The organism is Citrobacter farmeri (assembly GCF_019048065.1).
GTDB lineage: Bacteria > Pseudomonadota > Gammaproteobacteria > Enterobacterales > Enterobacteriaceae > Citrobacter_A > Citrobacter_A farmeri.
Window position 1 is genome coordinate 2,349,262 of the sequence record NZ_CP077291.1, and the last position, 22,506, is coordinate 2,371,767.

13 protein-coding genes are annotated in these 22,506 nt (G+C 52.2%); 6 read left to right on the forward strand and 7 right to left on the reverse strand.

Features of this window, described 5'->3' with window-relative positions:
• Positions 1–267 precede the first annotated feature (267 nt).
• The 4 genes from I6L53_RS11035 to I6L53_RS11050 all read left to right on the forward strand — a co-directional run bounded on the left by I6L53_RS11035 (position 268) and on the right by I6L53_RS11050 (position 12,476).
• Positions 268–1,380 (forward strand): phospholipase effector Tle1 domain-containing protein, encoded by a 1,113-nt coding sequence (locus tag I6L53_RS11035; RefSeq protein ID WP_042319056.1) that lies wholly within the window; start codon positions 268–270, stop codon positions 1,378–1,380.
• Positions 1,381–1,572: 192 nt separating this feature from the next.
• The gene (locus I6L53_RS11040) at positions 1,573–1,866 is read left to right on the forward strand and encodes a hypothetical protein (protein WP_042319058.1); all 294 of its coding nucleotides are present in this window, start codon (positions 1,573–1,575) and stop codon (positions 1,864–1,866) included.
• A 49-nt stretch (positions 1,867–1,915) separates the two neighbouring features.
• Entirely contained in the window at positions 1,916–7,207 is a 5,292-nt protein-coding gene (locus I6L53_RS11045) for a hypothetical protein (protein WP_042319060.1), read from the forward strand.
• Positions 7,208–7,214: 7 nt separating this feature from the next.
• Positions 7,215–12,476 carry a hypothetical protein gene (locus I6L53_RS11050; protein WP_139155863.1) on the forward strand — a complete coding sequence of 1,754 codons (5,262 nt, stop codon included), beginning with the start codon at positions 7,215–7,217 and terminating at the stop codon, positions 12,474–12,476.
• Positions 12,477–12,521: 45 nt separating this feature from the next.
• Here I6L53_RS11050 and I6L53_RS11055 read toward each other — a convergent pair whose 3' ends face one another.
• The 3 genes from I6L53_RS11055 to hipB form a co-directional block, all read right to left on the reverse strand.
• Entirely contained in the window at positions 12,522–13,850 is a 1,329-nt protein-coding gene (locus I6L53_RS11055) for a glycoside hydrolase family 10-like protein (protein ID WP_042319064.1), read from the reverse strand.
• Between the two features lie 395 nt (positions 13,851–14,245).
• Positions 14,246–15,565, reverse strand: coding sequence for a type II toxin-antitoxin system HipA family toxin (locus I6L53_RS11060; RefSeq protein ID WP_042319065.1), 1,320 nt, complete (start codon positions 15,563–15,565; stop codon positions 14,246–14,248).
• Positions 15,565–15,831 carry a type II toxin-antitoxin system antitoxin HipB gene (hipB, locus tag I6L53_RS11065; RefSeq protein ID WP_042319066.1) on the reverse strand — a complete coding sequence of 89 codons (267 nt, stop codon included), beginning with the start codon at positions 15,829–15,831 and terminating at the stop codon, positions 15,565–15,567. Before hipB ends, I6L53_RS11060 begins: the two co-directional genes overlap by 1 nt.
• Positions 15,832–16,028: 197 nt before the next feature.
• Here hipB and I6L53_RS11070 point away from each other — a divergent pair, with 197 nt between their 5' ends.
• Positions 16,029–16,640 carry a DJ-1/PfpI family protein gene (locus tag I6L53_RS11070; RefSeq protein ID WP_042319067.1) on the forward strand — a complete coding sequence of 204 codons (612 nt, stop codon included), beginning with the start codon at positions 16,029–16,031 and terminating at the stop codon, positions 16,638–16,640.
• 72 nt (positions 16,641–16,712) lie between these two features.
• Here the strand turns inward: I6L53_RS11070 and I6L53_RS11075 are convergent, their stop codons facing one another.
• From I6L53_RS11075 to I6L53_RS11090, 4 genes are all read right to left on the reverse strand, one after another.
• A complete protein-coding gene (locus I6L53_RS11075; protein ID WP_042319068.1) occupies positions 16,713–17,432 on the reverse strand; it encodes a FadR/GntR family transcriptional regulator in 720 nt (239 codons plus the stop codon).
• Between the two features lie 90 nt (positions 17,433–17,522).
• Entirely contained in the window at positions 17,523–18,614 is a 1,092-nt protein-coding gene (gene idnD, locus I6L53_RS11080) for an L-idonate 5-dehydrogenase (protein ID WP_174349290.1), read from the reverse strand.
• The gene (locus I6L53_RS11085) at positions 18,583–19,944 is read right to left on the reverse strand and encodes an MFS transporter (protein ID WP_042319070.1); all 1,362 of its coding nucleotides are present in this window, start codon (positions 19,942–19,944) and stop codon (positions 18,583–18,585) included. The genes idnD and I6L53_RS11085 overlap by 32 nt, the downstream gene beginning before the upstream one ends.
• A gap of 83 nt (positions 19,945–20,027) precedes the next feature.
• A complete protein-coding gene (locus tag I6L53_RS11090) occupies positions 20,028–20,795 on the reverse strand; it encodes an SDR family oxidoreductase (protein ID WP_042319071.1) in 768 nt (255 codons plus the stop codon).
• Between the two features lie 337 nt (positions 20,796–21,132).
• Here I6L53_RS11090 and I6L53_RS11095 point away from each other — a divergent pair, with 337 nt between their 5' ends.
• Complete coding sequence (locus tag I6L53_RS11095; RefSeq protein ID WP_042319072.1) at positions 21,133–22,386, forward strand: enolase C-terminal domain-like protein; 1,254 nt, start codon at positions 21,133–21,135, stop codon at positions 22,384–22,386.
• Positions 22,387–22,506: the final 120 nt, after the last annotated feature.

Genomic DNA, 22,506 nt, shown 5'->3' on the forward strand with positions numbered 1-22,506 from the left:
AGATGACGCATTGTATCTTTTATCATCAACTTATTTTTCAATTTCATGAAATGATATGAGTGAGTTTTCGAAAGAAATCTTCATCATTATGTAATAAACCCTGTTATTTACACCGGATAATAATCTGTGTTTTCTGACGCTTATTTTCCGCCGTTATTTATTGATCATTTGCCGTAGAGTTGATCGCCAACAACCCTTCAGATCACGCGTTGCGTTCTACTCTTTCTTCAGCCACAGCATATTCGCAGCAAAATAGTGGAGGTAACGATGGGACGACAACTCGTTATTTTTCTGGATGGCACGGGCAATCGCTTCAGTCATAAACCAACGAATGTGATTCGGTTGCTGCGCGTATTGCCTAAAGACCGGGAAAACGTACTGACGTACTACGATCAGGGCGTCGGGACATTTGGTGTTAAGGAGACGCTCTTTGAATGGCAAAAGTTGCCTTCGCGGATCTGCGGACTGGCGTTTGGTTGGGGACTCAAGCGCAATGTCGAAGGGGCTTATCATTTTCTTGCTAAGAATTACCGTCAGGGAGATAACATTTATCTGTTCGGCTTTTCCCGCGGAGCCTATGCCGCCAGAGCGCTGGCGGCACTGATTCACACCGCGGGCATTGTCGAAGGCTATCAGGCGCATCTTTTTGACTATGCGTGGGCGATGTTGCTGGCCCGAACCGGGGAGGAGCACAAGCCAGACTTCAAACTACAGGCGCGTTTTAAGTCAACCTTTGGTCGGCGGGCGAACGTCCATTTTCTTGGCCTGTTCGATACGGTGAAGTCGGTGGGCTGGATTTACGATCCGGTCATCATTCCTTATACCGCGAAAAATCCCGCTGTCGACATTGTCCGGCATGCGGTGTCCATTGATGAGCGGCGCTGTTTTTTTCGCCAGCATCTCTGGCGACGCGATGACGATGTGAAAACGGATCTTAAAGAGGTGTGGTTTGCCGGAGTGCATTCTGACGTTGGCGGGGGTTATCCGCCACCGCAATCACAGCTGGCGTTGATGACGTTTCGCTGGATGCTGGGAGAAGCCTGGCGCGCAGGATTGCGGATCGATTTTTCTCGCGCTAAAAAAGAGCTGTCGATTCGCATGTCAGGATTTCCTGCGGTTCATGATTCTATGTTGTTGGGATGGAAATTTGCCGAATGGCTACCGCGTCTGGTCTGGACCGGGGAAGATCATCAGCGTGAGCTCAAAATTGGCGCAATGCCCCCGTTTGGTCAACCGGTTCCACGGCCAATGACGGGCGTCATCAGCGTTCATGAGTCGGTGGTCAATTTAATGAACGCCAATCCGGATTATCGACCGCCTAATCTTCCTCGCTATTATTCGATTGAAGGCGATGATCCGGGGATGGCGAGTTTACTCTGAAGCCACTCTATTATTGCCGCTATTTACCCTGTTCTGAATATTCCTGAACAGGGTAAATAAATTAATGCCTCAGTGTGATTTCCTCTGCCTGAATAACCTTTTTCTCTTAGAGTAACCCTGAAATTCACTGCACTATCCTGAAGGGTGTGAAACGCAAAAATACGGCAATCCCGCCTGTTCAGGAGTGAAATCATGAGCACACGTTATACCGTAGAAATTGCCGCTTCCGACGGTCATTCTGCCCGCTTAAAAATCGACATTTCTTTTCTTCCCGGACAGTCAGAATGGATGTCAGAGCAGCCGGATGTCTTTTCTATCGACAAGGGGCCGATGCTTAATGATTTCCAGTTAATGGGGCTTGGCGTCACGCCGGTGGCTTTTCTGACGGATTTCCCCGACCAAAGCAACGGAAAGGGCGGGAAGAACGATCCGGGAGGAACATTCCCACAAGGTGAACTGGACTGGGCGATCGTGTCCCAGGAATGACCGCTCGGGGATACCGCGGCGTCGTCTTCACTATTCCCTGGAGGTTGTAATGTCAGAACTCACCACCGCCTGGCAAGACTTAATGAAAAGCATCGAGGCGGGCTGGCGTTGCAGTCGACGTAGCGATCGGGTCAGCCTTTTGCCGATATTCAATGATAATAACGACCTCCAGTTAAAATTTGATGTGAATGGCGCCGTCGTCGTGACGTTTGACAGCAGCCAGAATTCTGCTTTCCGCTGGACTCAGTCGGAAAATAATCCCGATTATTCTGTACGCACCGCCACGTTGTCGTTACGAAAGAGATCGCAAAAAACGGTCTATTTTGATGGGCTGGCTTTGACGCTGGCGATGTCCGGGCATGCGGTCAACCTGCAGCTGAATAAAGACACTTTCGATATGTACTACGAACTGACGGTGCAACTGGACAGCGTCAGCCTTTCGCCGGTGCTGGCGGAATCGAATTTACATCGTTCAGCCCTGCGCAACATGACGGCAGAAGAAGCCGGGCATGAGCCACATTATTTCAGCGCCAACTGCGGTGAAGGGATTGTGATCGCCGACGCGCAGACCAAAGCCAGTCTGAAGATCGTGTGTGAAGGCAGACAACCCGGACGGGATACGACGTGGACCGTCACGCTGGAACAGGCGGAGAGAATTTTGACTCCCCGGCAAGGGAGCGCAATTCAGATTAGCCATACGCCGTTTATTGTCTCGCAGCTACAGCCGCCGACGCTGACGGAAGAGGCAGGAAATATTATTGCGCAGTGGAAAAGTGACGATCCTGACGGGGCGCAGTGGCGGTTTGGTATTGAGAGCGTTTCGCTGAATTTTCCACCGCAGGCAGTGGGCGAAGCGATGGTTCGCGGGGACCGTTTTCGGTCCGCCGGACAGGACAATCCCATTGTGACCCAGAAACCGATTCCGTTTCGCTTTTCTCGCCGCACGGAGTTGACGGTGCGTCCTTCTCGCGTAGACCGCCGCTATACCGTCCACCCTGGCGACACGCTATCCGTTCTGCGTGATGCCGAACTGACGCGGATGGTAAGCGAGATGGCGTATCCGCTGGAGTTGACCTATCAACGCACGCCGGAATTACCGCGCACGGTGATTGTTTCCGAAATCGCCCGTGCGCTGGGGCAACCCGTGATTGCTTTGCCGGTCAGTGACAAGGACTTTGCCATGAGTCCGCTGCTGGAGGCCTATTTTCGCTCTCATGCGGCAATCACAATTGACGACCTGAAAGCGCGAATTAAAACGCTGAGAACTCATCATCTCGCTGCCCGACAAAATTTCATCAACCGCCTCGCCCGGTTCACGCTGAAAGATGCGAACTACCCGCTACGCAAGCTGGATCTCACGGAGGGTCTGAGCGCCCAACTACGCAGCAAAAAGCAGGGGGCAGTTGGCGTCTGGCCGCTTCCCGAGGGGGTATCGTTGGATGATTCCCAGCGTAAAACGCTGGATGACTATGTGGACGATCCCACCCTCGCGCGGAAGCAGCCCATCGGCCTGTTGTATTCCATTGAGTTTGCCTCCGAACTGATGGCGGTGTTACGCACCCCCGTTACGAAAGAGGTGCGTCTGCTTGAACTGACGCTCTCGTCGCTTGGTGCGACCGGCGCGGTACAGGCATCCTTTGATGAGGGACGCACGCAATTTGATGCCCGCGTTGAAAACGGTCAACTATCACGACTGGTGAAAACACGCTATGGCCGTATCGCCACCGTCTGGAATAAAGCGCGTCATGTGGTGGTTTATACCCGCAGTACCGTCCCCGGCGCACAGTTTTCCGGGGAGCAGAAGTCGGAGGAATTTTTAGGGCGTCCGCTGCTGCGAAAAATGGAGGAGTACATTGAGATCCTCGAACCGTATCGTCTTTTCGACGGCGAGACGTCTGCGGCGAAAAATAAACCGGGATGCCTGCACGCCTTTCATTTCGCCACACAGCGCCTCTATGTCAATGGCGCATGGGGACACGATGTTGAAGCGGGTTACGAAATCCCGTTATTTAACGAACTGGACAGCTCCGGTTTCTACGTTAAACCCTGGGCAGGGCCGGTCGCGCGGGCCGGAGGGGATGAACTGACACAGCACTGGCACGACCAGCCACAGCATCTCTACTTTTTTACCAACACGAAAGTCGGGGCCGGGGCGGATACGGATAAATGGGAGGCGCAGTTAGCGATCGACTGTGACGCGAATTATTGCTTTGGTGGAATAACACGACCAGAGACTGACGAACTTCTCAGATATCAACAGGTCCCCAGCCGAACTCTACAGGCCCTGGCCAATCCCCGGTTTTCGATGCCATTGCGCCCGGAAGGCGTTTCTAACATTGTTCATGGCCGTGGTTCGGAAGAACTGGTCGCCAGTATTCGCACGATGCAGATTGAACGTACGCGCGCGACGCGCCGGGTGGATCTGAGCACGCTACCGGATGATAAGGATAAAAACATTGCGTCGCTGATCCAGCACGCAATATACAGCGCTGAGCTAAAAAGTCTGGACGCGACGCTTCAGTCGCTGTTTCGGGATGCCAACCAACTCTGGGCGTTGTATGAGGGTAACAACGTCACGAAGTTCAGGGAACGCCTGCAGGAACAGGTGAAAAAGGTTTTTGATGAATGCAGTGCCCGTCTGAACATTGCGGTCGTAAAAGTTGCCCCTGGCGAGAATGAAGCCGTTGATCGCGTCAAAAAGGCCCTGGGTCTGGCGCGATCGCTGTCGGTCCCGATGGTCGATGAACTCTGTGCTCAGGGACATGCGGCGATCGGCGATTTGCTGAAAAAGTTATCGGCAATCCGCGATCCGAATCTTGAGGTGGAGAGCGTAACGTCCTTGCTGGAGGAGCGTTATCTCAGCCTCCCCGTACAGTCTTTCGTCAGACGCTCCGCGGAGTCATTGAATGGCGCAAAGGTGGTGATCACGGTTCTGCACAACTTCTGCAAAGAAGTTCTCATCCGGGTTACCAGGCTGTGGCAGGCGCTCAGTGACATTATGACGCGTGCGGATAAAGAGTATCAGTCCCTGCTGAATGTGAAGGAGTCCGATGCGCTGGTCATTGCCGCGAAAGAATATCAACGCAATATGACGGACGCACTTCGTGATGGTATGAAGGGTGTCGATGATTTATCCCTCATCCTCAGCGCGTTGAAATTTCCTGCGCAATGGCAGGGTCCTCAGCATCTTCGCGATCTGCTCACACTGTCGCTGACCAATCTTAAACAGGCTGGTACCACATTTACCGCGACGCTCAACAACGCGTCAGAACAAATTGCGAAGCTCAACGAGGTGAAGGAGCAGCAGGCAAAACTAAAAGAACTGATCCCACCCGTGCTTACGTCACTGACTGCCGCGCTCAGCCTCCTGGAGGATAAAAAATGGCAGACGATACGCGAGACCACCACGAAGCTGGAATCGGTACTCGCCACCATCGACGCCCTGCAGGGGAATCTTTTGGGCAATTCAAAGCGAACGTTCTTCCCGCAGTGGCAACAGGAGTGCGTTGCATACCGGGCGCTGGCCCAAAAAATTAAAGATGAAACGCCGATTAATAATGAATTAGCTGACTTTGTCGCGGCGCTGGAGGCGTTAAACCAGACTCTGATTGTACCCACCTTCTTGAGCAGTTCACCGTTTTCAACTGCCTTTACTGACTACTGGAACCGGGAATTTATTGCCATCACGGGCGTTAGCAATATTAACAGCGCGCTTACGGAGCTCTCGACGGGCCTTGATACCGTTCACCAACAGGCAACGACGTTGCTGAGTCATAACGTCGGAGTCGTACACGCTGAACTGGCGCGGCGTAAAGATGAAGTGATAGCCCTGATTGATGGATTGTCGGAAGCCGGTCAATGGGTTGAGGTGGCAAACAAACTGCAAGAACAGGTAGCCGAGACGATCCGACAGGTCCGAGAGCAGTTTGTCGATCAGGCCGCGCGACTGTTTGATCAAAAAAGCCGCGAGTATGCCAGGGCGATCGATACAGCGTTAAAGGACGCAAATACGGTCATCGCAGGGGCGCTTCCTGAAGCCGGTCAGGCCATCAAACTGATGAAGTTGCTTTCGGATCCGCCGCAGCTTCCGCAGCTAACCATTCGCACCGACAACATTGAATATGTTTTCGACGATCTAAAAGACCAGATTGAGACATCGTCGTTTGTGGCCCGACTTCGTGAAGTGGATGCGGGGATCAAGGAGCTGGGGCTGACCATTCCGTCCTGTGAACTGAACGGTAACATTGTGCCCGCCTCGCTACAGGGCATTAATTTCGCGCAGATCGTTCGTAATACGGCGATTGATTTTGAAAACTTTTTCAAGAAATTCAAACTGCCGGATTTGCCCGATGAGGCCATTCGTATCAGCCATCATATCGATCCCAAAACGCGTAGCGCCAGTATCAAAGCGGTTATTGATCATCAGTTTACGAGCACAGAATCGCTGTTTGAAATTCCCCCGCTGAGCCTTGATGTCCGTAAACCCACGCTGGTGGCAACCAGCGATGTCGATATTTCCCCTGGTGAAGCGACCCGAACGCGCACGCAGGCGCTGTTCAGCGGCGACTGGATCCTCAATTTTTCGGGCCAACCGCTGGTGACTTTTGCCGATGCACGCATTCAGTACAGCGAGGCCAGCGGGTTTACGTTCGATCTCGACCCGAAAAATATTGAACCGCACGCCGCGCTGAAATTTATCGGCGACGTATTACGGGGCGCGATGCCAGAAGTTCCTCCGTATGTGGAAATCGTCAAAAACAAGGACGGGATCCCGACGGGGGCGTCGGTGAGCCAGAAACAGGCGTTTGGCCCACTGGAGTATGGCGGCGTCTCACTGGGTCAATCGGTTCTGGCTTCCGGTTTCCGGCTGAACATGCACGACGGGATGATGCAGATTGAAACTTACTTTGGCATTGGTGAAAAAGCGTCGCCCGTTTCCATGCAGATAGGTGTCTATGGCGGTGGTGGTTGGCTGACGACCCGGGCAGCGGCGGTGAATAAGAACGGCAAGCTCACATCGGAGTATGAGGCATCGATTGGCGTAGCATTGGTCTCGACGAAAACCTTCAACCTTGCCGGGGTCGCAGAGGGGAGTTATGCCATTCGCCTGTTTGTTGAGGCCGGTTTCTCCTCCAACGCCACGCAGAATTTTTTTGCCGCCGGCGTGCAAATGACCGGTAGCGCGAAAGTACTGGGCTATCTGACCGCATACCTGAATTTACTGGTGCAGGTCGAGCACCGAAACGGACAGATGAAAGGGCGCGGACATCTGGATATTTCTATCGAAGTTTGCTGGTGCTACACAGCCCATATTTCCCGCACAGTGGAACAGGATTTGTGAGGTGTCTATGTCATTAACAACGTTTAGCTGGATGATGCATGGCAATGATGAAGGGCTGGTGGGTGAGAGGAAAGATAAGCGCCGTATTTCGGTTAACTGGGTGATGCCGACGGGCATCTTTACCCAAGATGATGCGCCCAAAGATGGACTGACGGTGATCGACGCCGTCGGTTCTCTGCTCTGGCCCTGGCAAATGCGCATTACCGGCTGGGCGATAGTTACCGATAAACAATTTCACCTCGCCACGCCGGTCCCGACCAATGTGCTGACCGATCCGCAGAAACTACAGGGCAGGATGGAGGACGAAATCAGACAAAAGTGCAGCCGTTGTCCGTTTCCGTTTTCCACCGCCATTGCCCAGGCGCAGGCCAGCCCTGGTGAAATCAGTCTGCCGCACCTGTTTGCCCCCCTGACGCTGTTACCTGCGGGGGTTAGTCTGGATAGGCTTGGCATGACCCGAAGCTTTACCCTTGACGATGCAACACTCCCGGTTGCCTGTGCTCCGGAATTCACGATTATTCACAAGGGGCAAGAGATCGTCTTTAGCCCTGTGAGTTCCAACACATCGGATGAGATAATCACGATCGGCTACGAGGCGAAAGCGGAGAATGAGGAGACGCTCTACACGGGCTTACCGGCGTTTACTGTCGTGATGAAGAAGATCAAACCCGCCATCAACGCGATGTTGACGCCGCAACTGAAGCGCGCCGAACGAGCGGAAACCGGAATGCGAGCCTGGCTGACCGATACCATTCTGGCGCCGCTGCCCATGCTGGCTCTCGTACTCAATGCCGAAGCGGCCAATGCCAAAACAGTCAATGGCGAATGGCAGATCGAGCTTCAGAAATATCAACTGCTGAATCGTACACTCGGCCCAGGCTATCTTCGTTCTGATACAAGTAAAAAACCGATTGAGTATTTTTGGTTCTGGGATCGCCTTCAGGGCTGCAATCCAGTGGTTATTTCTCCAGATGACTGGGACCAAAACACCAACGTCTGGGAAACCCTCCAGCAGGCCATTAACAACGCCGGGGCGGGCGAACATCGATTATTGCAACCCCTTGTCGGCGATAGCAGTAAGACCATTACAGGCTTTACGCTAAACGTGGGGATGATGCTCAGTACCGCCGATGGCCGACGGATAATGATGACGTCGTGGCTGGCGGCAGTGGCGGTGAGTTTTCATCAGCCAGAAGATAAAAACCCGATACTCAACTTTGTCGAGTGGTACCAGTTGATATCGGACCATTACGCAGACCACAGCATTGCTGAATTACAGGCGCGCTGGTGGTTTCATCATCTGTCTGGATCCGCGCCCGCAGCAACAGAAACACTGCGATCCGGCATCGAGTCCTGGATTGCGGGCGATGTTTCAACTCAGGCTACCGTTCTGAGTGACAGCTATCAGGAGATGCTGGCGTTGCTGGTGGGGTGCCCAAAGCCAGCCACGCAGAATGCGTGTATCAGTAAAGCATTTCAAGCACTACAGCAGCAAATGCAGTTACCCGGCACGCAAGAAGTGATCAGTCTGGGCGAGGAGCGCGATCTGGCGGTTGAAATCTGCTCGCCAGACGGGGCCTATGACGATCGGGACATTCGTGGCTATGCCGTCGCCATGGCCATGGGGAAGGAAAGCATCGTACCCAAATTAGGCTGCGCGTGGCTGACGGACACGGCGCTGAAAGTACAGGGGGCGTGGCTGCCGGACACAGAGCGGAAAGAGCCCATGCAGCGCTTTCACGACACCGTGGGGGCGACCGTACAGAACGGTCGCAAAGTGGTGGCGTTTGCCTATTCGGGCGCACCGTTGAGCGGTGCGGTGAGCCTCAAAGACGGTGTCGACTGTCTCGATTTTGGCTGGCCTGATGATCCGCAAGAAAATTCGGATATTTATATCTCTCCCTGGCGACTCCCTCCGCTGGCCTATGGATTTCGCTATTGGGTAACCGGAACAGCAATCGGCAACGGCGGGCAGATTTTGGGGGAAAACTTTCGCAGCAGTGATGATCCCTGTGCGCTCAAAGCCGCCAGCCAACTGAATTTCTTACCTGGTGAGGGATATCTTTATTTGTGCCGGGTAGCCCCTGGCGCCGTCACCGTGCAGTCAACAGAGAAGGCTGTCGATCCCTGGCTGATGGAAGGGGAATCCCGCGCCTGGAATCTGCAAGGCTTCGCGGCAGACCGGGAGCGTCCTCCCGCTATGGACAATGAGCAACCGAACGTTGCTGACGGCAGGTGCCCCCGTGTTGTCGTCATTTGCGACGGAAAAAAAGGCTGGAACAGCAGCGCGCTCAAATGGGCCACGCTGACGTTGACCCCGCCCGATGCCACCGGGCAAGTATTAACAAGGTGGATGGAAGCCGACATCTGCCAGGAATTGCTCAAACCCGACCTCGGGGAAAGTGCGACGTTCAAAGCCCTGCGCACCACACTGCTCAATAAACTGCGTAAAACAGGCAAAAACCAGCCTGAGGACAGGGTCGATCTCCCACGCCATCCCGCCGTTAAGGCTATCGGGGTGAGAGTGAAATTTGATGATGGTCCGGAAACCGATTACATCGTTACGCCGGAGTACCTCACAAAGAGAGGTTTCTTAACGCCAGGCACACTGCGCGTAGAGGCCGGAAGCAAATCACTCGTCGTGCCACCCAAGGTGGCTGGTGCTGACACGATCGTACTCATCCTGAAACCGGGAACAATTGCCACCGTGACCCTCTGGTCTCTGGTGCCAACGAAATTTTTTGTTCCCGGGCCAGATATGCGGATGGCTGACTTTGCCATTGATAAGAACAGCGAGAAGCAACCGGTATGGAACGAGACGTCGCACCGTGGGTTTTCACCTGTGGTGCATCTTTTTGAATGTTTACCGGACATAATCACGCTGCGCGAAGGCGCAGGAAGGGCACTGAAAGAGGTTCAGCAGGCGCTCAGTTTTGTGTCACAAGCGTCAGATACCGTCGCACATCTGGCCGCGGGGAAGGGATTCGACGCGAACGGGCTGAAAGGATTTCTGGTGCAGCGGCACGAATGGCACTGGACGGGTTATCCGCTGGCGCTACCCAAACGACTGGATGGCAATACCCAACTGGAACAGTGGGCCGAAGCGTTCGCGGGCACTTCGTCATTACGTGAAACGCAAAGTCATATTTTGCAAACCAGTCGTGCGGCACGGCCGACAGACTGGCGTTTTGGTTCTCTTGCCGAGCCGGCGATACTGTGTCGTCTTCGGCTGCCAGACTATCACGGCGCGCGTTTTTTCGCCTGCGTCATGCGCCCGATCCTGCGTTATCGCAGTTGGCTGGATAGCAAAGCGGTTCAGGAACTTGAGAACACGATTGTCGCTAAGGGCACCGTTGTGCCTGCGCGTATCAACTGGCACGATCCGTCACTGCGACTGGCCCCGCCGACGGTCCAGACCACGATTCCGCTGGTCCGCACGGTCATGGCGCACGAGAAGGAAAAGCTTACCGAGATCCGTACCAGCGCAAATGGCGCGCTGATATGCCTGAACGATGCACTCTGTCGAACGGATGCGCTGACGCAGTTCAGCGGCGTCGGGGAAACCTTCGACGTTGATCTCGAAGCCACGCGTTATGCCCTGGTGAACGAAATTGGCCCCAATCCCATTTTCCACGCAGGGCCGGGTCATAGCGTGGATGGTGCGAAGAAAATCACCCTTTTTCTGCCTGAAAGTAGCTGGTTCACCGAATTGGGCGAGCCGGTCGTGCCTGAACGCGAGATGAACTGGGGAATTGAAACCGACAGTCCTTTTGGCCTGACCTTTGACACCGACAGCAATGCCAAAGTGGTGCAAACGGCCATTATCGTCCGCCCGACGGGTCACGATGTTTTTGCCTACTGGATAATGGCGAAGATCCGCATCCGCCGAATGCTTGATCCGCACGAGAAATGGACGCTGAGCGATCAATTTCCCCTCAGCGAGGATAAGCTGAGTTGGTTACTCGGCCGCCGGGAAGAGGGCGACGATCGCGTTCCGTTTGATTTCGTCATCGAACTCCCACCGGGAACCGATTTTCTCCTCTCCCTTCACCATGCAGAAGGGAAACGCATCGAGAAAGCAGGCGACGCGAACGCTTCACGCCGTCTGTTATGTAGCTGGCACAAAGGCCAGTGGGACGGAACGGCGGCAATGCTGTGGGGGCTGCAGGTGCTTGATCAGGTTATGGCCTTTGGGAATGAGCAATGGGCCACCGTCAAACGTTATTCGCCGTGGGAAACGACAGAGGTGACGACCAACCTGCCAATAAAATCGGTGCTGCCCGTTGTGCTAAAAAATGCGGAAGGTTGCAAGGCCCGTCGCCTGTTGCTCAGCGACTACGGCGAGTCGCACTGGTTGACCTTCATAGGCATGCCGTACCGCCATCTGGCCATTGCCCGGGAATCTTTGCAGATGGCCCAGTCTAAAGAACACGTCATCACGCTGACTCGCAGCAGCGTGGTACAAGCCAGTGAAAATATCTCCCGCGACTTACTGATTGACCCTCTGGAACCGATTAAGAAAACCGTTCCTGGGAAAGAGTCCGATTGTACCCGTTCAGGTGGCGGCACCTTTCATCTGTTGTTGGTGTTTGAACCCGTCAATGACGTGGCGACACCGCTGGCCAGTCAGCAGTTGGGGCGACTGACAGGCGTCTATTACCCACAGCGCGATCCCATCACGGCTGAAAGGCGCTATCCGCCATTGCGCTTCCATTCTTATATGGCGGATTCGACGATAAAGGAAAAATTAACCGATGCCTCAATCGGTTACATCTATAAGTTTCAATATACCGACTGCCTGCCGACGGACTGGACGACCCTGCAAGCCCAGTTGTTTCCCGAAAGGAACGCAGACGGCTCGGGAGAAGAAGCAAAGGTCCGTTGGCTGCCTGAAATTATTGGTCCTATTACCACAGCGGCGTTGCCTGCTCACAATGGTCACTGGCCGAAGCCCAACGTGACGCTTAAGCGAAAAGAGGGGAAAGCGGAGTCCGTTATCCTCAACGTTGATGTGGACCGGGGATGGCGCTGCCAGGAAATAAAAGTGAAGGGAGAGGAAACCAGCAAGTTCGATACGCTCAGTTGGGCTAATGACCTGCCAGGAGGACTCTGTACCGTACTGGAAGGCGATCGGCTGGCGCTGGTTGGCAGTGGAGGGCGGCTCATCGCGACGTTATCTGACTGGTCGCAGAAAACAGGGGATATGCAGACGTATGATGACAAAGGCCAGCCCCGAAGTGAGCGCTGGGGCTGGAACCTGAACCCGTAAATAGTGACGTAAAGAGAGTAAGGCGTCTCTTTTTTCGTTACAGTGTCACTTAGACCAGCGATTTCTCAGGTAACTGACGGCCTGCTGAGCCTGCGGCTGGTTAAGATTGTTCTCTCTGAACAAAATCGTGCCGCTGATTTGCGGCATTGATTCATTTAAATCGAGCTGCTTCTTCAGCTCGGGAACACCGCCGTTGACCGTCCAGTCCGGTTCATTGCGCGAGGGTTCACCGACCTTATACAACGCAACGCCAATATAGAGCCGCGTTTTCGTCGGCTTCACGACGTCCGCCCACCATTTTGCGAGCACATCATAGCGGGCCGCGTCGCGAGAGAAGGGCCAGTAAATTTGCGGTGCGATGTAATCTAACAGGCCTTGTTGAACCCAAAGCCGCGTGTCCGCATACGACTCATCATATGCCGCCGCGCCACGGGTATCGGATCCGGCGGGATCGTGCGAACGGTTACGCCAGACGCCAGCCGGACTGACGCCAAACTCCACGTCCGGATTGATCTGCCCGATCGTACGGGAAACCTGTTCAATTAACTGCTGAGTGTTATGGCGACGCCAGTCAGCTTTTGAGCTGAATCCCTGGCCGTAACGCTGAAAGGTCAGACTGTCGTTCAGTGCCGAACCGCGGGATTCGGCATAGAAATAGTCGTCAAACTGGACGCCATCCACCGGATATCGTTTCACCACTTCGGCCACGATACTGGTTATCCAGTCACGGGCCTCCGGGATCCCCGGATCAAGAACATAGCGATCGCCAGCGGTACGGATCCAGTCACGGTGGAGAACAAACACGCTGGCGGGCTGAAGCGATACGGTGCGGTTTAGCTCATTCACCGTTGAGGGTTTCACGTTGGTGGAGACGCGATAAGGGTTGAACCAGGCGTGAACGCGCATGCCACGCTTGTGAGCTTCATCGAGCATGAACTGGAGCGGATCGTAGCCCGGATTTTCACCAATCTTCCCGGTGAGCATATCCGACCACGGTAAAATGGATGACGGCCAAAGGGCGGTGCCGTCAGGTTTTACCTGAAAGAAAACGGTATTAATACCCAGTGACTGCAGGTTATCGAGTTTATCCGTTAACGCTTTTTTCTGCATGGCGATCCGCGTGGAGGCGCTACCGACATTGACGGACGCCACCGGCGGCCAGTCCAGCCGGGAAACCGTCGCCAGCCATACGCCGCGAACCGGCTCATTCAGTTTCTGCGCTTTAGACGGCGATGTCGGCGTAGACTTTGGCGGCGTTACCAGTGAAACCGGGGGTTTTGATGAACAACTCGCCAGGAAGAACGCAGCCACAACCAGGGCACTGACTTTTTTAACGCGAAACAGAGAGAAAACGCCACGAGAACAGATATCCATATAGGCCAGTCATCCGGTTAACACAAAAGAGAAATTATTTTGTTCCTAATCGACGTTAAGTCAAGCCGGAGAAGGGGTGAGGCGTACAATAAACAGGCTATCGGAGAGGAATGATTTATTCAACTGCTTAAAGATGTGTCTACGAATCACCAGAACGCATCTCACTGAGTATGAATGAAAACCAGAGCTGTCCTGAAGGCCAAAACAGCAGGGAATAGCTCAACTCCGGTATAGTGCGGTTGGTGATATCTAATTTAACATAATATACATTATGCGAACTAATATGGATTCAGGGACAATCCAGGCGTTCATGGCTGTCATTTTATTGTGGTCATTTTCTTAACACTGTGCGCATAACCGTTGAAATGTCTTGCGGCCTTTTACGGGTATGCTGTTCATTCCTCTGTTTCCCGGTTTAACCGACCATGCAGTCTAAGTACATTACTCCTGATTGCCATCGCGACGTTCTCCGGAAAATCTTTTGGTAATGCGGCAGTCACGTTCTCCAGTGCTGCGGGTATTTGCTCTGCAAACTTACACAGAATTTCTCGCATCTGCTCTTGCGGAAATTTCAGCGCCTTTGCCGTTGCCATAAAATGACGCGGATAAATTTTATCGACAGCTGTTTTTCTGCCTTTGGATGCGTTAAGCCCCATTGCCAGTTTCAAATCGCTGATGTGTATTCCCGTACCGCCAAGAACCGGAAATGCCGAAATAATGTCGTAGAATGGCGTGAGCCGATAACTGCCGCCGGCCTGAATAAAAACAGAGAAGTTTTTCGCATGGCCATCCGTTGCGCCAATCAACCACTGAAACACCTGAAACTTCATAAAATCATAGCGATCTTTCAGCGCCTCGCTCGACCCCATCAAAAACGCCATAATTTGCGCGATGCCAGGTCCTCCGTCAGATTCGTATTTGACTGATGACGGTAAACCGAATGTCTGGCACATGTCTTCCTGCGGCAAGCGGAGTAAAACTGACCGTTCAGCATTCCAGCGTCTGTCAAAGCGCTCGACCGCTAACGCGCGCACCCTTCCCGCTTTGATAATTTCGGCTCCAGGAACATCCAGGCCGAGTTGTTTCGCCAGCAGTAGACAAAAATATTCATTATCAACGCTTTGGCTAAGATCGAGCGTCGCATTGGGCTGTCTGATTTCGCCAATAGGCAACTTAATAATATGCGTAGTTGGCGTTATCCCTTTTGGGATACACCAGTGATTGCCCATTCTGAGCAGCGCGGTCTTTTCCTGCGCGCCAGCAACTGAGATGCGAAAGTCATTTTCTTCATTAATCATGCCCAGCGGAATATCTGATTTATAAGCCGACAGCACCTCTTCAAGCTTTGCTTCACTCAACTTTTCCCATACCATCACCGGATTTGTCACCGCTTCATTTTCCGATAATAATGTCACCGCTCCTACGCTATCTCGACCTACTTCTGACAATAAATCAAAAGGTTGCTTTGATTTTGCGCGATAGCGTTTAACGATCCTGTCGCGCACGATTGGGCTATCGGGCAACAAGTTATCAAAGAAGTTAAACACGGCATCAGAAGTGATTTTTCCCACCTGCAATGGCAGCGAAAGCGACAATGGCCTGGCATAACGGTTGGCTAACCAATCCGACGCATACTTAAATGTATGCGCTCCGTTGGCCTGTTTCGTCAACTCACCTACCCGCTGATTATTCATCCACGTTATGAGTTTAGGCATTACCACTCCAGACTCTGTTGGTCACTGGATTCAGGCGCAGCGTCTTTTGTTTCGCATAGCGTCATTGATAGCTCAAGTGACTGTAAAATTTTAAAAAAGGTCATCAATGTGGTGTTGTCAGGGTTATTTTCGAAATTGGAAATGGTCGCCTGCTTTATGCCGATTTTTTTCGCCAACTCGCTCTGCGTCCAGCCATTTTGCTGACGAACCAGTTTCATTGCATTCGCTAATTGCGTTGGGCTGTAGATCATCGGGAAGCTCATCATGTCATTCGTCCACAGGAAAGTTATCCGCTCAAGGGGATATTAAGGGTTTTATCCCTTCTCGAGGATAAAGTCAATCTGTAAACTTGTTTTATCCGCGATACGGGATAAATGAACAGATATCCGCGAACGCGGATAGAAATAAGGTGTCACAGGCAACGACTCCCGCGATAATATTGAGCAATGACACAGGAGGACATATGAACTCAGAGAGTACATCGAGTGAAGTGCTGTTTCTGCTTATTCCGGAATATGCAGACTGGGAGTTTGCGTTACTGGCGCCAGGATTACGCCGGGGATTCGGGATCTGGGCCCCACGGTACGAGGTCAAGATTGTGGCACCTGATGAAGGGCCAGTGATGTCCCTGGGAGGTATTCGCTGCCTTGCGGATTATACGTTTGATTCCATGCCTGCAGATTATGCCGCGTTGATCCTGGTCGGCGGCATGAACTGGTGGGGTGAAGAGGCAAAACGTGTCGTCCCTATCGTGCAACAGGCGCTGGCAAGGGATAAGGTGGTCGGTGCAATTTGCGATGCCTCTGCCTTTATGGGAGCCAACGGTTTCCTGAATGACGTCAGTCATACTTCCAATGGGCTGGCCTATCTCAAGGAACGAGCCGGTTCAGCCTATACCGGCATGGCGAGATACCAGGCGGTGCCTTCAGTTCGTGACGGTAATTTGATTACCGCCAGCGGATGCGGGTTTCTCAGCTTTACTTGCGACGTACTCGCCGCACTAAACGTCACTGATGAAAAAAATATCGAGGGGATCAGAGAGGCATTTACCTCTGGTATTTTCCCGGAAGTATGATGTTGTTCCCGCTGCGATCTCATGTCTGGCAGTACGTCACCTTAATGTCAGAGTGCGTACTGCTGACGGTTGTCACTTCGTTTCGAAGTTCTCCGTCGATTTCATTTTTTCGATGGCAATAATATTGTCTGACATCGCTTCGTTGAGAACTTCGACGGCCGTACTGGCATCGCGGTTCTTTATCGACATATAGACTTTGATGTGGGCTTCCACGCTTTCAAGGGTGATCCCCAGCGCACGGTTCAGCTCTTCAAGGTAGTAGTAATAGATATCTTTAATAGAGTACATCACGTTATAAAACACGCTGTTGTGTGATGCCCTGACAATTGCCAAATGAAACGCGTAGTCCGCTTCCGAGTATTTTTTGTAGTCGCCCTTGTTGATCAGCATATTGTTCAGCGCGTCGCCGAGTTCACGGATGTCGTCATCGGTGGCGTGTGTGACGGCGAGTTCCACGCATTTAAACTCAACGGTCTGACGGAAAACCATCATATCGTGAAACTCTTCACGACTGAGGTGCATGATTGGACGGGGATCGTTACTCAACATCTGCGGAGTGAAGTTTTCGCTAACGTAGCTGCCGCTGCCCTGACGTGTCACCACTATCCCCAGGTCGCGAAAGCGCTGAACCGCGCTGCGAACGCTGACCCGGCTGACGTTAAATGAGGCGGTCATCTCCGCTTCTGAAGGCAGACGGCTACCTGGGGCCCAGCTGCCGTCCAGCAGTTTGCCGCTTATCTGATCATAAATTTCATTTACAACATTTTGTTTTTGAATGGATTTTATGCTCAAGGTGGGTATCCGCTACGATGTCGCTTAGGTTGTTCATTGTATAACAAATCACTTTTAAGAACAAAGCGCCCGGTCGGGCGCTCCACTGCGTTAATTAAAACGAATGAGTACCTTAGCAGAGATGTTTTTGTCTGCGGCAGTAATCAGTGCATCCTCAATTTGTTGGGGTGGGAATTCAGCGCTGATGAGAGGGCGAGGATCAACACGCCCGTCTTCCAGCCAGCGAACCGCGACCCCGAATTCGTCAATGAAACGGAATGAGCCTACCCAGTTGATCTCTTTAACCAGCATGGCGGAGACCGGCCAGCTGACAGGGCTTGCCCCCATCCCTACCTGAACAATCGTTCCCGCAGGGCGAGTGAAATCCACGGTGGATGCCACGGCGAGCGGTGCGCCAGAGGCCTCAAACACGACGTCAAAATAGCCTTTTCGTTGCTGATAATGCGCCACCTGCCCTTCATCTCGTGGATCCATCGTGGCTGTCGCCCCCATTTGACGAGCCAGTTCCAGACAACGCGGACTGAGATCGGAGGCCACCAGTTCAGACGCCCCGGCACTGCGAGCTGCGGCAAGAATCAGACAACCAATGGGACCTGCGCCGATCACCAGTACACGTTTACCGGTCAACTGCCCTGCCATTTTTATCGCGTGAATAGCGACCGCCAACGGTTCTGAAAAAGCCATCACATTCGCAGGAACGCGGCTGTCATACGGAATACATTGCTCCGGTTTCACCACCACGTATTCAGAAAAACCGCCATTCACATGAGGATTGAACTGCGCACTGCCCATAAATCGCATGGATCCACACAGGTTCTGGTGTCCGGAAAGGCACATCTCACACTGATTACATGGGCTGGACGGATTCACTGCAACCGCCTGACCGACGGTCAGATTGCTTCCTGCCGGGACTTTGCTGACTACTCCGACAAATTCATGACCAATCACCATGGGATGTTTGAGAATCGACATCCCTGCCCGACCGTGCTGGTAGTAGTGAATATCAGAGCCACAAATACCGCCACAGGCTACCTTCACAACAACATCATTTTCTCCACGTTCTATTTCACGTGATTCAAAACGTACGTCTTTTTCCGCATGGGCCAGACAAGCGTTACAGGTAATTTTTTCCATTTTCATCATGACCTCATTATTTATTGGCAGTTGCCGAATTAATTGCATTCTTATCCACGGTGTCGGCATTCTTTTTTTCGGGAACGATCACTTCAATTTTTCCGACCAGGAAGATGTAGGCCAGTAAGCCCAACCCGGCAATGCCTGCGATATACCACATGGCATACTGGAAGTTTTGTGTGCGCTGGAGAATAACCCCAATAACAATGGGACTTACGATCCCCGAAAGGTTGCCGCAAATATTTAAAAATCCGCCCATGGTGCCGAGGAAATTGCGGGGGATTACATCACTCCAGACAACCCAACCCAGATTAGAGAAGGCATTAGCAAAGAACGCTATCGACAGAATCACAATTGCAATGACCGGTTGGTCCTCAAAGAAGTTGACCAGACCAATAATCATAGTGACGCACAGTCCCGCCATGACCGGTAATTTTCGGGCCAGCGTTCTGGATTTACCCTTCTTCAGCAGCATATCGCTCAAGGTCCCACCGCAGAGCACACCAAACATCGCCATAATATAGGGCAGCATGGCACCCACACCTGCTTTAGAAATTGAGAGGTGTAGCCCTTTCTCGAGATAAACAATAAACCAGGTCAGGAAAAAATAGAGTGTGGAAGAACAGGCAAATTGCGTAATGAATAATCCCCAGATGGTCTTTTTACTGAGAAAGAATTTAATATCATGCCAGCTTATTTTCTCGCTAACGCTGGACTGGTTGGCTGAACCATAGCCGCCGCCCGCTTTAATGTAGTCCAGTTCGGCCTGGTTCACGGAGGTGCTGTGCTGCGGGTCGCGATAATATAATAACCAATAGATACCAAACAGAATACCCGCGCCGCCAGACAGATAGAAAGACATCTCCCAACCGTAATTAGCTACAATAAATGAGAGCGCCGGCGTCAGCAAAGCCAGCCCGATGTATTGTGCACTGGAGTAAATAGCAGTGGCGCGTGCGCGTTCATGATCCGGGAACCAGGTGGCGATTATTTTTGTATTGGACGGGAAGGATGGCGCTTCAGCAACACCGATTAATGCACGACAGGCTAACAGCATCGCAAATGAAGCTGTCGCCGTTGCAAATAGATGGTGTGAAGCAAATCCCATCATAAAGGTAAAAATACTCCACAGAATAATCGCGCCGCCATAAAGAATACGTGAGCCAATGCGATCAAGAACATAGCCGACAGGGATTTGACTGGCAGCGTAGGCCCAGGTAAACATAGAGAAAAGCAAACCTAACTGCGTTGGTGTCAGACTGAAGTCATTCTGGATATTCGTTCCCGCAACGGCAAGATTGGCGCGATCCATATAATTAATTGCAGTCACAATAAACAGCAATGTGAGAATAAAGAGTCGTGATCTTGAAGCCTTCATAATAATACCTGTGTTATATCGGCATGCTTAACAATAAACACATGCCGTGAATTTTAAAGGCGAGTCAGTAGAATACGGTCGGCTTACAGTACGGCGAGCCAGCCACCATCAACGTAAATAATTTGTCCGTTGATGTAATCAGATGCTTTAGAGGATAAAAAGACGGCGGTACCAATTAACTCTTCCGGATGGCCCCAGCGTTGCGAAGGGTTGCTGCTTTTCACCCAACTGTCGAACTGCTTGTCTTCGATAAGCGCCGTATTCATGTCGGTCAGAATGTAACCCGGCCCGATGGCGTTGGTCTGGATATTAAACTGCGCCCATTCCGCCGCCATTGAGCAGGTAAGCATTTTGATCCCCCCTTTTGCCGCAGTGTACGGGGCAACGGTCGGACGGGCAGCCTGACTGGTGAGTGAGCCGATATTAATAATTTTGCCCCCTCTGTTACGCGCAATCATACGTTTCGCCGCCGCGCGGGAGACCAGAAAGGCGCTGGTCAGGTTGGTATCGATCACTTTCTGCCAGTTTTCCAGTTCCAGTTCTACCATCGGTTTACGGTACTGGATGCCGGCGTTATTGATAAGGATATCGACATCGATTCCCTGCGCATCCAGTTTGCTGAAGGCGGCCTCAATTGCCTGTTCATCGGTAACGTCAAAAGCTACCCCATGCGCGTCGTAGCCCTTACGTGCTAGCGAATCCACTGACTCTGCCAGCAGTGCATCGCGAATATCATTCAGGATAACCCTCGCTCCCGCAGCGGCAAGTCCTTCTGCATAGGCAAAACCCAGTCCACGCGCAGAGCCTGTCACCAGTGCCGTTTTCCCCGTTAAATCAAATAAAGCGGTCATGTTGTTTCCTCACTCAATTAACTTGTATGACGACTGTCTTATTTAAGGTTGGGTTTTCACTCGGATAAAATCAACAACTCCCCCGCACATTTGCAACAACGATCACAAATAGCTGATAACCACAATCAATGCAAAGTACTTATTATATTGATTTTTAACTATATTAATGGTTTGAGGTGCTTGAATTTTGATCATCGTCACAGAATGACACTCCCACTATTCCTCGTGAAAGGAAGCGTGATATAACAACACCAAATTGTAGGACAACTTACAAATAAGAGTCATGTCATTCTTAATGCGATGACATGCTGTAAATACGCTGAGTTGAGGAGTTAAAGTGAGTAACCTGAAGATCACCAATGTAAAAACGATTCTGACGGCGCCGGGCGGTATTGACCTGGCGGTTGTTAAGATTGAGACCAACGAACCCGGGCTGTATGGACTGGGGTGCGCGACTTTTACTCAACGTATCTTTGCGGTAAAAAGCGCGATTGATGAGTACATGGCTCCCTTCCTGATGGGGAAAGATCCGACACGTATTGAGGATATCTGGCAGTCGGGTGCGGTAAGTGGTTACTGGCGCAATGGACCTGTCATGAACAATGCATTATCCGGTGTGGATATGGCACTGTGGGATATCAAGGGTAAGCTAGCGGGCATGCCGGTTTACGATCTGTTGGGCGGAAAATGCCGCGACGGGATCCCCCTGTACTGCCACACCGATGGCGGCGATGAAGTCGAAGTGGAAGATAATATTCGCGCCAGAATGGAAGAAGGTTATCAGTATGTTCGCTGCCAGATGGGCATGTATGGCGGCGCGGGAACGGATGACCTCAAACTGATCGCCACACAGCTGGCGCGAGCGAAAAATATTCAGCCGAAGCGATCTCCGCGCAGTAAAACGGCCGGTATCTACTTTGACCCGGACGCCTACGCCAAAAGCGTTCCGCGTTTGTTCGAGCATCTGCGTAACAAACTCGGCTTTGGCATCGAATTTATCCATGATGTACATGAGCGCGTGACGCCGGTCACCGCCGTTAATCTGGCAAAAACGCTCGAACAGTATCAGTTGTTTTATCTTGAAGATCCGGTCGCGCCGGAAAATATTGACTGGCTGAAAATGCTGCGACAGCAGTCTTCAACACCGATTTCCATGGGGGAGCTGTTTGTGAATGTGAATGAGTGGAAGCCGCTCATCGATAACAAACTGATCGACTATATTCGCTGTCACGTGAGCACCATCGGGGGCATTACGCCAGCGAAGAAACTCGCCGTCTACAGCGAACTGAACGGCGTGCGCACCGCCTGGCACGGGCCAGGAGACATCTCCCCGGTTGGGGTTTGCGCTAATATGCATCTTGATTTGAGCTCGCCGAACTTTGGCATTCAGGAATACACGCCAATGAATGACGCGTTGCGCGATGTGTTCCCGGGCTGCCCGGAGATCGACCAGGGTTACGCGTACCTGAACGATAAACCGGGTCTGGGGATTGACCTTGATGAAGTCAAAGCAGCGAAATACCCGTGTGAGGGAGGGATCCCATCCTGGACAATGGCACGTACTCCGGACGGTACAGCCTCAAGACCATAAATAATGATGACCCGGTATAGGCTGCCGGGTCATTTTCTTTGGTTCCTTTATACCTTGCGGATTTATTCCTCTGATTAGAAGGTTGTTGTGACGATACTGTTGAGCATCGCCAGACATCCT